The 15,975-nt window shown below is 63.8% G+C and carries 9 protein-coding genes; 7 read left to right on the top strand and 2 right to left on the bottom strand.

What is annotated here, in order from left to right; all coding sequences use genetic code 11:
• Positions 1–5 precede the first annotated feature (5 nt).
• From urtE to ureC, 7 genes are all read left to right on the top strand, one after another.
• A complete protein-coding gene (gene urtE / locus ACP7BX_RS20730; protein WP_426129179.1) occupies positions 6–704 on the top strand; it encodes an urea ABC transporter ATP-binding subunit UrtE in 699 nt (232 codons plus the stop codon).
• A gap of 31 nt (positions 705–735) precedes the next feature.
• Positions 736–1,575: an urease accessory protein UreD gene (locus ACP7BX_RS20725; RefSeq protein WP_426129181.1), complete on the top strand. Its 840-nt coding sequence runs from the start codon at positions 736–738 to the stop codon at positions 1,573–1,575.
• Between the two features lie 3 nt (positions 1,576–1,578).
• A complete protein-coding gene (locus tag ACP7BX_RS20720) occupies positions 1,579–1,881 on the top strand; it encodes an urease subunit gamma (RefSeq protein ID WP_010213535.1) in 303 nt (100 codons plus the stop codon).
• A 9-nt stretch (positions 1,882–1,890) separates the two neighbouring features.
• Complete coding sequence (locus ACP7BX_RS20715; RefSeq protein ID WP_426129507.1) at positions 1,891–2,403, top strand: GNAT family N-acetyltransferase; 513 nt, start codon at positions 1,891–1,893, stop codon at positions 2,401–2,403.
• Positions 2,404–2,408: 5 nt separating this feature from the next.
• Positions 2,409–2,942, top strand: coding sequence for a GNAT family N-acetyltransferase (locus ACP7BX_RS20710; RefSeq protein ID WP_426129183.1), 534 nt, complete (start codon positions 2,409–2,411; stop codon positions 2,940–2,942).
• Positions 2,939–3,244 carry an urease subunit beta gene (locus ACP7BX_RS20705; protein WP_426129185.1) on the top strand — a complete coding sequence of 102 codons (306 nt, stop codon included), beginning with the start codon at positions 2,939–2,941 and terminating at the stop codon, positions 3,242–3,244. Before ACP7BX_RS20710 ends, ACP7BX_RS20705 begins: the two co-directional genes overlap by 4 nt.
• Before the next feature lie 111 nt (positions 3,245–3,355).
• Complete coding sequence (gene ureC / locus ACP7BX_RS20700; protein ID WP_426129187.1) at positions 3,356–5,056, top strand: urease subunit alpha; 1,701 nt, start codon at positions 3,356–3,358, stop codon at positions 5,054–5,056.
• On the opposite strand, the gene ACP7BX_RS20695 is transcribed toward ureC, so the two are convergent.
• Both ACP7BX_RS20695 and ACP7BX_RS20690 read right to left on the bottom strand, forming a co-directional pair.
• Positions 5,053–10,143, bottom strand: coding sequence for a dermonecrotic toxin domain-containing protein (locus ACP7BX_RS20695; RefSeq protein WP_426129189.1), 5,091 nt, complete (start codon positions 10,141–10,143; stop codon positions 5,053–5,055). The genes ureC and ACP7BX_RS20695 overlap by 4 nt on opposite strands.
• A 76-nt stretch (positions 10,144–10,219) precedes the next feature.
• Complete coding sequence (locus ACP7BX_RS20690; protein WP_426129191.1) at positions 10,220–15,961, bottom strand: NEL-type E3 ubiquitin ligase domain-containing protein; 5,742 nt, start codon at positions 15,959–15,961, stop codon at positions 10,220–10,222.
• Positions 15,962–15,975: the final 14 nt, after the last annotated feature.

Here is a 15,975-nt window from a genome sequence, read left to right as displayed (position 1 = left end):
TGAACATGCTGCAAGTCGACAAGTTGCACCAGTACTACGGCGGTAGCCACATCCTGCGCGGGCTGTCGTTTGACGTGAAGATCGGTGAAGTCACCTGCCTGCTCGGCCGTAACGGCGTGGGCAAGACCACTCTGCTCAAGTGCCTGATGGGCTTGCTGCCGGCCAAAGAAGGCGCGGTGAATTGGGAAGGCCGCGCCATCACCGGGTTCAAGCCGCACCAACGCGTGCACGCGGGTATCGCCTACGTGCCACAGGGCCGAGAAATTTTCGGGCGGCTGACGGTGGAAGAAAACCTCTTGATGGGGCTCTCGCGCTTCCCCGGTTCAGAGGCCAAGGAAGTCCCGGCATTCATCTACGAACTGTTCCCCGTGTTGCTGCAGATGAAACATCGGCGTGGCGGCGATTTGTCTGGCGGCCAGCAGCAACAGCTCTCGATTGGGCGGGCGTTGGCCAGTCGTCCACGCTTGCTGATCCTCGACGAACCCACCGAAGGCATCCAGCCCTCGGTGATCAAGGAGATCGGCGCGGTGATCAAGAAACTGGCGGAGCGCGGCGATATGGCGATCCTACTGGTGGAGCAGTTCTACGACTTTGCCGCCGAACTGGCCGACCAATACCTGGTGATGTCCCGTGGTGAAATCGTGCAGCAGGGCCGAGGTGAAAATATGGAAAGCGAGGGTGTGCGCGGCTTGGTAACCATCTAATCTGTAGCCTCCTAACGATAAGCACTCTGCCATGAACCTGCCCGTTACTCCTGCCCTGTTCACCCCCAGCTGGCACGCCGAGCTGGAACTCGGCTACGCGCGCTTCGGCGACACTACGCGGCCGGTGATGCGCCGCCACCTCGGCCCATTGCGCGTGCAAAAACACCTGTATGCCGAAGGCCCCGAGGTGTGCCAGCACATCATCGTGCACCCGCCCGGTGGCATTGCTGGCGGTGATCGCCTGGACATCAGCGCCCATGTCGGCAGCGGCGCCTGGGCGCAACTGACCAGCCCCGGCGCGGCCAAGTGGTACCGCGCCAGCGGCCCGGCGTTCCAGCAGCTCGACCTGACTGTCGAAGCCGGCGCCACGCTGGAATGGCTGCCGCAGGAAACCATCGTATTCAGTGCCGCCCAGGCCGAACTCACCACGCGCATCGAACTGCAAGGCGATGCACGCCTGTTCTACTGGGACGTGGTTGCCCTGGGCCGCCCGGCCAGCGGCGAACGGTTCGACCTCGGCCACTTCCAATCGCACCTGGATATCTGCCGCGACGGCCAGTTGCTCTGGCATGAACGCCAGCGCATTGTCGGTGGCGATGGTTTGCTCGATTCGCCCATCGGCCTGGACGGGCAACCGGTGTTTGCCACATTGCTGCTGACGGGCGATATCGACCCTGAATTACTCGACACCTGCCGCGCCCTGCCCCACGCGGTGCGCGGCGACCTGACCCAATTGCCAGGCCTGCTGGTCGCCCGCTGCCTGGCCAGCGAGGCGCTGCATGCCCGCGCCTGGCTGATCGATTTATGGCGCCTGTTACGCCCCGCAGTACTGGGCCGTGAAGCCGTCCCCCCCCGAATTTGGAGTACCTGAACCATGGACCTGACCCCACGGGAAAAAGACAAACTGCTGATCTTCACCGCCGGCCTTGTGGCCGAGCGCCGTCTCGCGCGCGGCGTGAAGCTCAACTACCCGGAAACCATCGCCTACATCTCCGCTGCGCTGATGGAAGGCGCCCGCGATGGCCGCACCGTGGCTGACCTGATGCACTTTGGCACCACCCTGCTCAGCCGCGAACAAGTGATGGAAGGCATCCCGGAAATGATCCCGGATATCCAGGTGGAAGCCACTTTCCCCGACGGCACCAAGCTGGTCACCGTCCACCAGCCGATTGCGTGAGGCCTGATGATGATTCGTGACGCAACCCAAAATGATCTGCCGGCGATCCGCGATATCTACAACGACGCGGTCCTCAACACCACGGCGATCTGGAACGAACAACCGGTGGACCTGGGCAACCGACAGGCCTGGTTCAGTGCGCGGCATGCCCAGGGTTACCCGATCCTGGTCTCGGTGGAAAACAGTGAAGTCACCGGCTACGCCTCCTTCGGTGACTGGCGGCCGTTCGAAGGTTTCCGCTACAGCGTCGAGCACTCGGTGTACGTGCGCAGCGACCAGCGCGGCAAGGGCCTCGGTCCGTTGCTGATGGCGGCGCTGATCGACCGTGCACGCGCGTGTGGCAAACACGTGATGGTCGCCGCCATCGAAAGCGGCAACCACGCTTCGATCCGCCTGCATGAGCGCCTGGGTTTCATCACCACCGGGCAGATGCCGCAAGTGGGCATCAAGTTCGGCCGCTGGCTGGACCTGACGTTCATGCAACTGGCCTTGAACCCGGGCGCCGAACCGCCCAAGGAGTGACAGCGATGAGTGCTACGCAACTGCGTCGAGTCAATGCTGAAAGTTTCGCCCACTACCGCCTGGGCTTGATCGAGCTGTTGCTGGACGCGGTCAGGCACGGCGCTTCCGTGGGTTTCATGGGCGACTTCGACGAGGCCCAGGCCCGCGCCTATTTGAGCGGCGTGCAGGCGAGCATCGAAGACGCCAGCCTGCTGCTGTGGGTGGTGGTCCGCGATGAGCAAGTGATCGCCAGCGTGCAATTGGCGCTGTGCCAGAAAGCCAACGGCCGCAACCGCGCCGAGGTGCAAAAGCTGCTGGTGCACAGCAGCGCCCGCCGCCACGGCCTCGGCCAGCAATTGATGCACACCCTGGAACTCGCCGCGCGCCAACACAAGCGCGGCCTGTTGTACCTGGACACCGAGGCCGGCTCTGCCGCCGAAGCCTTCTACCAGTCGCTGCGCTACACCAGGATCGGTGAATTGCCCGACTACTGCCAAAGCCCGGACGGGCGCTACAGCCCGACCGCCATCTACTTCAAGACCCTGGGGCAACCTGCATGATTCCTGGTGAATATCAGATCCAGCCTGGCGACATCGAACTCAACGTCGGCCGCCGTACGATCAGCCTGAGTGTGGCCAACAGCGGCGACCGGCCGATCCAGGTGGGCTCGCACTATCATTTTTTCGAGACCAATGACGCGCTGACGTTTGACCGTGCGGCGAGCCGGGGCATGCGCTTGAATATTCCGGCGGGGACAGCGGTGCGGTTCGAGCCGGGGCAGAGTCGGGAAATCGAGTTGGTGGATTTGAGTGGGGGCAGGCGGGTGTTTGGGTTTGCCGGGCGGGTTATGGGTGATCTTTAGGGCCTCTTCGCGAGCAAGCCCGCTCCCACATTTGGAATGCGTTCTCCTGTGGGAGCGGGCTTGCTCGCGAAAGCGGTCTCACATTCAACACAACTATTTCAGGGCACACACATGAAAATCAGCCGCCAAGCCTACGCCGACATGTACGGCCCCACCGTCGGTGACAAGGTCCGCCTGGCCGACACCGAGCTGTTTGTCGAAGTGGAAAAAGACTTCACCGTCTACGGCGAAGAAGTGAAATTCGGCGGCGGCAAAGTTATCCGCGACGGCCAGGGCCAAAGCCAATTGCTCGCCCACGAAGTGGTCGACACCCTGATCACCAACGCGCTGATCATCGACCACTGGGGCATCGTCAAGGCCGACGTCGGCCTGAAGAACGGGCGCATCCACGCCATCGGCAAAGCCGGCAACCCGGATATCCAACCCGGCGTGACCATGGCCATCGGCGCCAGCACCGAGGTGATCGCCGGCGAAGGCATGATCCTCACCGCCGGCGGCATCGACAGCCATGTGCATTTCATCTGCCCGCAGCAGATCGAAGAGGCGCTGACCAGCGGCGTCACCACCATGATCGGCGGCGGCACGGGCCCGGCCACCGGCACCAATGCGACCACTTGCACCTCCGGGCCATGGCACCTGGCGCGCATGCTCCAGGCCAGCGACTCGTTCCCGATGAACATCGGTTTTACCGGCAAGGGCAACGCCAGCCTGCCGGAACCGTTGATCGAACAGGTCAAGGCCGGCGCCATCGGTTTGAAGCTGCATGAAGACTGGGGCACCACCCCGGCGAGCATCGACAACTGCCTGAGCGTCGCCGATGAATACGACGTGCAGGTGGCGATCCACAGCGATACCCTCAACGAGTCGGGCTTTGTCGAAACCACCCTCGCCGCGCTCAAGGGCCGCACCATCCACACCTACCACACCGAAGGTGCCGGTGGCGGCCACGCGCCAGACATCATCAAGGCCTGCGGCTTCGCCAACGTGCTGCCCAGCTCCACCAACCCGACGCGGCCGTTCACCCGCAACACCATCGACGAACACCTCGACATGCTGATGGTCTGCCATCACCTCGACCCGAGCATTGCCGAAGACGTGGCCTTCGCCGAAAGCCGCATCCGCCGCGAGACCATCGCCGCCGAAGACATCCTGCACGACCTCGGTGCGTTCTCCATGATCAGCTCCGACAGCCAGGCCATGGGCCGTGTCGGCGAGGTGATCACGCGCACCTGGCAAACCGCCGACAAGATGAAAAAACAGCGCGGTGCCCTGCCCGGCGATGGCCCCGGCAACGACAACTTCCGCGCCAAGCGCTATATCGCCAAGTACACCATCAACCCGGCGATCACCCACGGCATCAGCCACATCGTCGGCTCCATCGAAGTGGGCAAGTGGGCCGACCTGGTGCTGTGGCGCCCGGCGTTTTTCGGGATCAAGCCAACCCTGATCCTCAAGGGCGGCGCGATTGCCTCCAGCTTGATGGGCGACGCCAACGCCTCGATCCCGACGCCGCAGCCGGTGCACTACCGCCCGATGTTCGCCAGCTTCGGCAGCTCGTTGCACGCCACCAGCCTGACCTTTATCAGCCAGGCGGCCCAGGCTGCAGGCTTGCCCGAGGCCTTGGGGTTGAAGAAGCAGATCGCCGTGGTCAAGGGCTGCCGCGAGGTGCAGAAAACCGACTTGATCCACAACGATTACCTGCCGGACATCGAGGTCGACCCGCAGACCTACCAGGTCAAGGCCGATGGTGTGCTGCTGTGGTGCGAACCGGCCGAGGTGCTGCCAATGGCCCAGCGTTATTTCCTGTTCTAGGCCAACAACCCTGGCGTCCACGGCGCCAGGGTGTTGACCGGGAAGCGGCTCATCACCCGACCTGTCACGCGCGCCAGCACCGTGTTGCGCTCACGGCCCAGCACCTCCATGTCCGCATCGTATTGCAGGTCGGTCATCACCCGGCCCTCGCCCAACTGCTCATCCGTCATGCCCAGCAACTGGCCGGAAACACGGATGGTGTCGCGCAGTACCTGCTTTTGTGGCGCCGTCAACCGACCGTCCGCGCCCCATTCCCGCTGCGCCACCAGCAAGTCGGTCAGCGCCTCGATCTTGCGGTCAATGGCCTGGAAGTCTGTGGCGTAAGCCACCTGGATATAGTCGGACCAAAAGGTTTGCTCATTGACCCTGCTCCACAACAGGTCCCCCTGTTCAAGCCTTTCGATACGCCTGTAGGCGCTTTCAAGGTGAGACGGCGTGACATTCGGCTCGGCGAATTTCATGCTCCTCGATTGCCAGGGCAGCGCCAGCGGCATGGCCAGTTCGGTGTAGTACGCCAAATTGATCTCCACTTCATCAATGCTCCCGAGGATATTGCCGGCCGCATCATATTGAGGAATCACAAAGCGGTCCTCATCGTAGATCGGGTGGCGCATGCCCTGTTCGACAAGTTCCGCCACCCGCGCATTGGCGATCTTGCCCAACTCATCCAGGCGCGACTTGCCGATGGCCAGGTTCAGCAACGTGCGTGTACGCAAGGGTTCATCGACGATGGCGCGAGCCTGCTGCACCAGCACTTCGACCCCCATTGCATTGAACAACTGGGCGCCGGCATCCACACAGGTTGTCGGCGCCAGCGCCATCAGAAACAAGCGCTCGCGCAGGTCGGTATCGGCTGCCATCGCCTCCAGCATCTGCCAGACCTTGGCGGTGAGTTCCTCCTTGTTTTGCGGGTCATCGTTGTCTGACGATTCGCTGAGTTTGCGCAACTCATCAAAGAACGGCTCGGCCCCTTCCGCTTCTTCTACTGCGTCCCATAGGGGCTGTTTTTCCACCCATTGCTGCGCCGTGAGCCCGGCCATCCAGTGGGCGCTGTCCTGCGCCCCCCGAGGAGGAAGCCGACGGTTGGGGTCCAGCCCCACAGATTCGGTATAGAGCTTGAGCGCGTCCGACACCTGGGACGTAATCTGATCACGGGTGACGGCCGTCCTGGCCAGGATCTGGGCCCGGTCGGACCCTGGCGCCACGTCAGGGATCTCGCTGAGGGGGTTGGACGTCAGGTCGAGAATAAACCCCCGCGCCCTCGGCCGGGCAAACAAGCCCACGGGCCAGCGGGTCAGTTCACAACCTGCCAGAAACAAAAACCGCAGGTGGGTCATGCGGCTGATATCAGGCACCTGCCCCAGCGGGTTGCCCTCCAGGGACAGCATGTTCATCGCCACTTTTGCACCCAGGGCGGCCACCGATCCGGCACTCAGCACGATCTGGTTATCATCCAGGGCCAGATGTTCCAGGAATGGCATCCGCTCCACCACCGGAGGGATGCGAGTGAGGTCATTGTCGGAAAGATCCAGCGCCCGCAGGTTGCGAAACGTCGACAGGAACGCCGTACCCTCCTCGGTCAGGCTGCAATGGGCCAGGGTCACGCCAGTGACGTGATTGAAGTTGCCCGGCAATGCCGGCAGCGTTGCCAACTCGGCGCCCACCGTTTCACCCTCCAGCTGCAGGGCTTGCCCGCGATAGGCCCCGCGCAGGTCGACGTCCCAATGTGGGCTGCTGTTACGCCAGGCGTCGCGAAGGCTTTTGGCGATCATGCGGCGTGCGCGCAGCGAGGTGCGACCGGCGTCGGTCCACACCCACTCGGTCAACATGTCGTCGAGTCGTTTGTAGTCCAGCTCAAGCTCTAGCAGCCAGGCCGTGTTGTCCAAGTCGCGACCTTGCAGAAACTCATTCAGTGCCGCGTCGCTCATCGCCGGAAAGAGCCGACGTACCCGGTCGCCGACCGTGACGGCGCTGGCGCCGGCGCCACGCCCGGTCAAGGGGTAGCCGAGCCGGCCGGCACTGATCACCGGCGAGCGGAAAAACGAACGCTGCGGGGCACGCATATCCAACACGGCACGCAAGGCGTCACGGGGCAAGGCATGGGCGATGATGGCTTGCTTGAGCTGTGCACCTTGGGCGACATGGCCAAGCTCCAGGGCCTGGCGGTGACGGTCGGGCAATGCGTGCTGAATGGCCCCATACAGGTCGTCACTGCCGTGCAGGTGCTCGTCACGCACGTTACGCGCTTCGTAGCGACCGTCGCCCACCCGCACCAGAACCTTACGCTCGCTCGCATCAACTGCGCCGAAGCTGGCGCGCAGGGTGCCTTGCAATTCACCTTCGCGCACTTCAAGGCGCAAGTCGTCAGACCAGCCCGGCAACCGTTGCAGGGTATTGAGCACCAAGGCCTCGGTGTCCGGGTTGGCCAGGGCTTCCAGGTACAGCCCTTCGTAGGCGTGGGCCAGACGGGCCTGTTGCTGCAACAGCCGTGCTTTCTGAGCGAGGTCCAATGGCAGGCGGGAAGCGCGGTTGAGCGCCGTGCGTTGCAGGGGCATCAGCGCGTCAAGCATCTCTCGTACCATCAGCGTTGGCAGGTGCTGGAAGTCACGCTGGACCAGCGCCTCCGCGGCATCGGTCACGGGTTGCTGGTCGGCGTAGGCACTGCGCATCAGCCGTGCGCGCACCAGGAGCGCTCGCGCCTGCAAGCGGGACTTCACCGCGCCAATGCGCGCTGCGCGGTCGCGGGCGGTATAGCGTCCCACCAACTGGTCCATGCGGGTTTCGCCGAGAAAATCGGTGATCCGTTCAGGCAGCTTTCCAGACATCAGCTCGGCGCGGTCGACCTGCAAGGTATTCACCGGCAACGCATCCGCACTACCGTATTTAACCGATGCCCCGCTGAGCCCAGGACCGGTGAACGCCTCTATTGCATGGTCTGCCGGCCATCCCGGCAGCTCGACCGCCAGGGTCGCCGCATAGCCACAGAGCGCATCGGGCAACGCGTCGGCGCCAATGCCTTCGGCGACTTCGACCGCGCTGGCATAGGCACGGAACTGGCGCACGGTGTCGAGCAGGATCGTCGGTGTCGCGCCGCTGTCGGCATGCAGTCGGCGCAGCAGGTCTTCGTCCACCCCACTGACATGGCGGATCTGCTCCAGTTCGGCATCACTGAACCCCTCTACCACCGGCCCCAGGCGTCGCATCAAGCGTGGCCCGTGCCAGGTCTGGGGCTGCTCCAGCTCATGGCGCCAGGCCCCCTGGCCGTTGTGGGCCAGGCGCGGCCCATAAGCCCCCGCCCGTGAGGGATGGCGAATACGGTACTCACCCGTGGCGGGGTCCTGGCGCACCCGGTAATGCTGACCGTCGAGGGACAGCACGCTATACCCGTCGTCGGCATACAAGCCCAGGGCATTGGGTCGCGCGCCCTCGGGCAAGGTGACGGAGGCTCGATAGGGTTCAAGGTCGCGGCGCCACAATTTCTGTGCGCCACTGTCCAGGGTCACCGGTTGCAGCCCATCCACCAGGCTGGACAGGCGCACTTGCGGCAACACCTTGGCGCCGGTGCCGACAGCCGCGACATTCAGGGCAACGCTGGCAAAGTGCGCCCACATTTCAGTGAGCTCACCCTGTTCGTAGGCCTCAATGCCCTCGAACGCCTCGTCGGTCAACTGCGCCGCGCCCAGGGTCAGCATCAGCGGGCCGAGGCCGGGCACCACAAAGGCGCCCAGGTTCAGCAGGCCCACCACAGCGGCTGCATAGCTTTGCAAGCGTTCCAGACGGGCCTGGCGGTCTTCGTCGCCAGTGGGCACGACAACGCTGCGCGCATCGGCAAACGCTTTGCGCACTTGGGCCTGGCGCAACTGCGTCCAAAGGTTGCCGGTAATCGCCACCTCGTCCAGCGGCAGGCGCGCCAAGTTTGATGCCAGCGGAAAATCAACCGTGGCCGCACCGCCAGCGGGTTGATACAAGCGATTGAAATATTGGAAAACCGCCCCCTGCTCACGCACCGCAATATAGCCGCTGAAGAAACGCCGGTATTCAACGCTGTGCAGGCGGGCCCGCAGATCGGCCATGAACTCACCGCTGGAGGTGTACTCCTTGAGGGGTTGTTCCGGGTCATTGGGCAGGTAGACCACCAGCGGTTCAGGCCGGTCGCTGCCTTGGCGCGCGGGCCCGATCAGCAGTGGCCCTACCAGAACCGCGCCAAACAGTTTCACGGCGGCCACCGTCACCGGCCGCCCTTGCAGGGCCAAGGGTGCCTGGTCGGCCAGCAGGCGTTCGAGCAGGGTGCGCGCAGCGGCGCTGAGGTTGGGTGAATGCACCCGCTCCAGTTCCAGGCTCAACGCCAACTGGGCACGGTGATGCTGCTCCAGCTGCTGCTCCAGTGCTTCCCGCGCGGCCTTGTCGTCGGGCGTCAGCCGCGCCTTGATATGGGCCTGGTATTGCGCGCCCAGGTCCAGGGTACGACAGAGCCGGGCAAATGCATGGGGGGCAATGGCCACTGCGTGATCGGCCAACTCCGCGAAGGTGGGTGTGACCTCGTCGTCGTAGGAGCCCCAGGTGGTCAGGATCTGGCAATCGTCGCAAGCTGCCGGCTGCTCTTCACCTGGCGCGAAATTGGCCATTGCCGCTTCTAGCAGCGACTGACCCCGGTAACGGTAATCGAGCGTTGTATCGTGGGTATGCTCGAAACTGAAAAAACCGTACAGGTCATTACGGTTCTTGAACGCGTACTTGCGCGCGAAGTAGACGCGCCTGACATCCAGGTCCAGGTTGAACTGCTGCTTGATCGCGGCGCGAAGCTTTGGCTCGGCGAACGCAGCAGGGTCTTCAAGGGCCCCCAACTGGGCATCGAGGGTGTTCAGTGTTTCGCGCCAGTGGGTATGGCGCGCAACCAGGGCGGGCCCGGCGCTGGCGTACCAGGCTGGCAGGTGCAGTGGGTGATCGGCCAGCTCCTGTTGACGCTGTGCCGTCGCCTGGCTGAACCAGGCAGGGATACGGTCTTTGAGAAAGTCATAGTGAACACCCCGCAGGTCTGCGTTGAAGCTACCTGCGGGGGCGGAATCGGAAGCAAGCGTTTCTGCCATGTGGGCAATCCGTGTCGGGTAAAAACCTAGCCTAGCGAATGACCCCTGCCATAAAGCCTAGATAGTTATTGCCCGATCAACCCGCTGGAGGACCCGGCAGAGGATGGGCCTCCTGCTCGGTGCGCGTCAGGCGTTCAATCAGCTCTGCCTCGGCAATTGCCAACTGATCCTGCAAGGCTCGCGCCTGGGCTTCATAGCGTTGGCGGGGTAGTTGCCCGGCCTCGAACTGCTCCCACAACGCTGCCACCTGCTCTTGACAGGGCTTTTGCAGGGCCTCGAATTGTGGCTGATACCGGCGGGTCACGTAGTCCTTCCAGAAGTCCCTGGACAACAGCGCTTGCAACTCCTGCGGCGAGTTGTTCAAGGCCCGGATCCGCGTGCAGGTGTCATCCAAGACTGCCTGAGAGACCTTGCCCAGCGACGTAAAGCGCACCCGGTCCGGCTGCCCCGGCAAATCCAGTTGTTGCTTGCCCTTGAGCCCATGGCGATAAGCCAGGCGAATCTCCACCTCTTCAAGCTGCTCGATTCTGGCGAGCCGCGCCTGCTGAGACAGATCAGGTGCGTTGTTGATGAGGTCGGTGCGAGCAGCAATATCGGACAGCGCGGTCTTTTCCACTTCATCCAGACGAAACAGTCCACGGGCCAGCGTCAACAGTTCCCGGCCCTGCTCCGCCTCGGTCGCCAGGGCCTTGGCGCGGTAGACCAGGCGCATGATCTCCACATTACTGAAGGACAACGCCGCGCGGTCGCTGCATGCCGCGCGGCCGGCCCAAGTGAACATTTCCTCGCGCAAGGCTTCGGACTCGGCGCCGGGTTCGGTAATGCTGTCAATCACAGCCCAGACCCGCTGTTGCAGGTCATCGCGAGCGGCATCGGGGATGTCCAGGTCGGCGAGCATCTGGAAAAAACCGTCACTGCCCGGCCAATCGCGCAAGGTCTGCCATTGCCGCGTCCTGTCGACGACTTGCTCCGGACTGAACCCCCGTGCCCAGCGCTCGAACGGCGTCCCCAACACCCTGGTCGCCACCGGTGAGCGCAGGCCCAGCGCCGTGCTGACCAGACGCGGCGGTTGATGGTCATGCAGCAACCCGTCAGCTTGCAGACGGGCCGAATAGGCCCTGACCTGCTGCAAAGTCGTCTCGCTAAACGGGTTGTTGTCGACGCGCATGATAGAAGACAGACGCACCGAACGCAGGCGTTGTTGATCCGAGGGCGCAATGATGTAGTCGGGCAGCGTCGTCAGTTGGTTATTGCTCAGGTCAATGTCGTCCAACAGTGCCTGTGGGCCGAGCCCGACGGGCCAGTGTTCGATGCCGGTGCCATTGAGGTGCACGCTGCGCAGGTCAGGAATCAGGCTGAAATCGGGGACACTTCCCAGCGGGTTTCGATCCATCCACAGCGCCCTGAGCGTGGTGCGCTCGGACAAGATGCGTGCGGTGTCAGGCGTCAGGCGAATCTGGTTATTGTCCAGGAACAGCCGCGTCAAACCGTGCATTTCCCCCAGCGCAGGTGGCAGCTCACGCAGTTGGTTGTTCGACATGTCGAGCCAGCGCAACCCGCGAAAACGCTCGAGAAAACCCTCCGGCGAAGTGTTCAGGTGCATGCCCGCAAGCTTGAGCGAACCGACGTGATCAAGGTCGGCGTCCAGGTCCGGCAGAGTTGGCAGGGCCAGGTCGCTGAGGTCCAGCTCCTGCCCGAAGAGTGTCCCATCCGCCGCACGGCGTTGAGGGGTTTCCTTGCGCCAGCACGCCAGGATCCGGCTCCTGGCCAGGACGCGATCATCGCGCCCTGCAAAGTTTTCCAAGACCTGGGCCGCGCGCACGTAGCGCTGGCGCGCGCCCCCGCCCGAGAAGACCCACGCGTCGAGCTGCGCGTTGAGCCCGACAAACTCCCGGCTCATGCGGGCCAACTCGATTGATGCGCCCGGGCCCAGGCTCCAGATGTACTGCCGGCATTGGCCGATGTCGTAATTGGGAAACATCTGGAACATCTGGGTGATCGCAGGGGACATGACCGAAAAGCGGTCACCGCGACCATCGACCAGCAGGCGGGGGTGGGTCACAGACAGGCGGCGCCAATAATTGTCCAGTGCCTGTTCGGCTTCTGCGGACAACGGGTTGCCCATCAGTGACGTGACCTGATTGATCCTGATGATTTTCTCGGCGTCCTCAGGCAGTGGCTCAAGGTGGTCGGCAGGGATCGCACGCAGGAGGTTGTCCCGCAGGTTCAGTTCCTGCAAGTCCGCCTGCTCGCGCAAGCCGGTCGGCCACTGTTCGAGGCCGCTGCGACTCAGGTCCACGTACCTCAGGTGCGGCATGCCAGTGAAGTCTGGCGCCAGCCCGAGGGGGTTCTGCGCCAGGTCCAGTCGCTGCAGCCGGCTCAGGCCGCCCAATGCCTGGACGCTTTGCGCAGTCAAGCGGATCTGGTTTGCCCGCAGCTGCAGGTGGGTCAAGTTGCCCATATCACCCAGCGCCAGGGGCAGTTCCGAGAGCGCAGCCGCCTTGATACGCAAGTGCTGGAGTTGCTTGAAGTTGTTCAGAAAGGCGTTCGCGTCGGCGTCCCACTCAACGTTGTTCAACTGCAACTCTTGAACATGGCTGAAATCGGCCGTCAGCCTTGGCAGGTTCAGCGGCTGGCCGGGGTCGATTTTCAGCGTGTTTGTTTCCCGCCGCCAACAGCGCTTGATGGCATCGGCGTAGGCTCTGGCGAACCCACCCCGGCGTTCAAAGGCGGTGTCACTCAGTGGCGAGGCATTGGCGCGCACCCATGCCTTGAGGTCGCCCTTGAGGCTTGCGTATTCGTTTTCCAGGCGGAACAAGCCGCTGCGCACATCGCTCCCCAATGAAGCGATAAAGCTGGCGACTTCGGCGTCGTTAAAGGTCGGGAATAGCCGCCGCACGCGCTCGGTCGGCGCGCGAAACACATTGGCCGCCGTATTCGCCAACTGACGGATGCCGCGCCCACCGCCCAGCAGGCGCATCGAGGTGTCGTAGGCGGGTTTACGCAGGGGATGTTCCAGCAGGTGCGCACGCGCAGCTTCCCGTGACAAGGGTGAATGCTGGGCGAGCGCTTGCAGGCGCCGGGTGTCCGCATTGGCCAGCGACTCGATAAACAGCCCTTCATGGGCGCGGGTCAGGCGCAGTTCCTGCTGCTGCCATTGGGCCTGCTCTTTTACGCTTTGCGGCAATTGACCATCGCGGCGAAAGCCCGACAGTTGGTCCTCGCCGAGGTTTCTCAACAGCTGTTCGGCCATGGCGCTCGGCAAGCCTGGGTACTGGGCCTGCATCCGCGTGACGTCCGGGTCAAGGCTGGCGTTCCAGGCCCGGTAGCGCCCCTCCAGCAGATCGCCTTCAATGGCTTGGGCCTGCTCGCCAAGGTCGAGGCGCAGCAGGCGCGCCCGCTCGGGTAACGGATCAGTTGGCTGGCCGGGGAACTCCCTCAGCGGCGGATCATCGTCTTGCAGGTTTTCCAGCAGCACCTCAAGCAACTCACCACGCGCCAACGCGCCCTCTGGCAGCACCACGGCGCGTCGCGGCTGCCCTGCCGGGGCCGGGTCACGCCACAGGGATTGACCGGCGTATTCGAAGACCTCGAGCGGTGTGTCGGGCAGCATGCCCCGCCGTCGCAGCAAGTCCATTTGCAATGCGGGATCGGCCTTGGCGTACAGCGTCGGCTCAGCGGACTTCATCCGCGTGATGAAGTCGGCCAGCTCCTCTGCGAGCCTGAAGCGTTGCAGGGTATCGGCCAGCGCCAGGGGGATCGGCTCATGGTCCACATGCCCGGCGCGCAGCGCGTCAGCTTCAATGCCACACGCCTCGTGCGCCTGCCGTACGCGCTCGGGGCTCAGCCCCTCCACCGGCTGGCCGAGGCGGCGCAAGGTGGTGGTATCGTCCCAGGTCAGCGGCTCGTCGAGCTCATGCTGCCAGGCCCCTTCGTGGTTGTGTTCCAGGCGCGGTGCATACGCGTGCGGGCGTGTCGGGTGCTGGATGCGGTAATCGCCCGTCTCGGGGTCGTGTCGAACCTCGAAATGATCGCCCTCCAGCGGTAATACCACTCGCCCGTCGTGGGCATACAGCCCCAGGGCGTCCGGCGTGGCTTGCGCCGCCAATGGCGCCGGCACCTTGTACGGCGCCAGGTCTGGTTTCCACAGTTTTTGCGCGCCCGAAGGCAAGGCCACCGGCTTGAGCCCGGCAATCGCCGGCGGCGGGCTGAGCACTTTGCGCAAGCCCGCGCCACCGGCCGCCATCACCCCCACGAAGGCCAGGTTCTCGGCCACGTCGGTCAAGTGCTCAAGCGCCGCCTCACGGTCGCCCTGGTGCCATTCGACCACGCCTTCAAAGGTTTCGTAGAGCAACTGGGCCGCCATCACGCCCATCATCACTTCACCGAGGCCCGGTACGAACATCGATACCAGGTTCAATGCCAACAGCCCGGCATTTTCCAGGGCCGCAATTTTTCTCGCGCGGGCCTGGGCGTCCACCTCGGCGGTGGGCACGGCATGCCCGCGCGCATCAGCGATCAGTTTGTCGCGCAGCTTGTCGAAGTTATCCCCCCACAATTCCACGTTCTCTTGCCAGCGTTCGCGCTTGGCGATGACCTGGACATAGAAATCCGGGTCGTGGATGGGCTCCCGCACGGTCTTGGGCGCAGGCAGTTGATCAGGCCCCACCAGAACCGACAGCAACGGCGACGCAAACGGCAGCACATATTGACTGACGCGCAAGGCCATAAAGGGGTCGCGGGGCTGGTCAGCGGCTTCCTGGGTCAAGCGTCGCCAATAGGTCGGCTGGTCGCTGTAGGCGACGTAGTTGGCGAGGAACCGTTGGTAGCGACTCGGCCCGCTGCCGGCGGGTGCTTGCAGACTGCCGGCCATCAACTGGCGCGTCAGTTCGGCCTGCAGCTCATCGTGGCTGGCGTATTTCTTCAACGGGTGTTCCGGGTCATTGGGAATGTAGACCAGCACCCCTTGCGCCGACTGGTGTTTTTCCACCGCCACGAACGCCGTGCAGCCCGACAGGCGCAGGCCCATCAGGCTGATGTCGTTGAACCACACAGGCTTGCCTCCGTCGCGGATCTCGCGCCGGTCGGCGATCACCCCACGGATCACCGCGTAATCACCCACGCCGATATCACCCTTGAGCAGCGCCTGGTAGGCGGCGGCCTGCAATGCATCTTTCTGGGCCTTGATGACGATCTCACGCAAGCCGCTGGCCGATTGCAGAAATTGCTTCAGGTAGGCCTGGTATTTCGCCCCCACATCCAGGGTGCGGCACAGGCCGAGAAAGCCGGCGATGCTCATCGACAGGTCCAGGGTGGTGCCCCCTTCGCCTGGTCCGCGCTTGAAGCGCGAGCTGCTGGCGAAGGCCCCCGGGCGACACTCACTGTCTTCGAAGTTGTGCAACGCGGCCTGCAACAGCGACAGGCTCAACACCGAAAAGCTGCCGATACGGATACCCAGCGCGCCCAGCTCGATGGGGTTGCGCAGGTCCACATAGGTGGCGTCCAGGTCGGGTTCGAGGGCAAATTGCTGCTTGACCGCCGCAGCCAGCAAGGGCCTGGCGAACGCCTCGACCGTTTGAAGTCCGGCCATGGCCTGATCGAGGGCATTGTGGGAGTGTGCGCTGGCGTCGTTGTACGCCTGCAACATACGGCGCTCGCCGCCGGTGAGGCTGTCGAGCCAACCTATGGCATCGGTGGATACGTCGCCGAAGGCTTGGCGGGTCGCCGGGCTTGTGTGCACCAGCCACGGGGGGATTTTTTGTTCGAGCCACTCGTGGGATACGTCGGGCGATAGGGATGCAGGTGTTTCATCGGGCATGGTCATGCCTCCGG

The sequence above is a fragment of the Pseudomonas sp. DWP3-1-3b3 genome (assembly GCF_049896305.1).
In the GTDB taxonomy this organism is placed as follows: Bacteria; Pseudomonadota; Gammaproteobacteria; order Pseudomonadales; family Pseudomonadaceae; genus Aquipseudomonas; species Aquipseudomonas azotoformans_A.
This window is presented reverse-complemented; position numbering and strand designations above follow the sequence as displayed.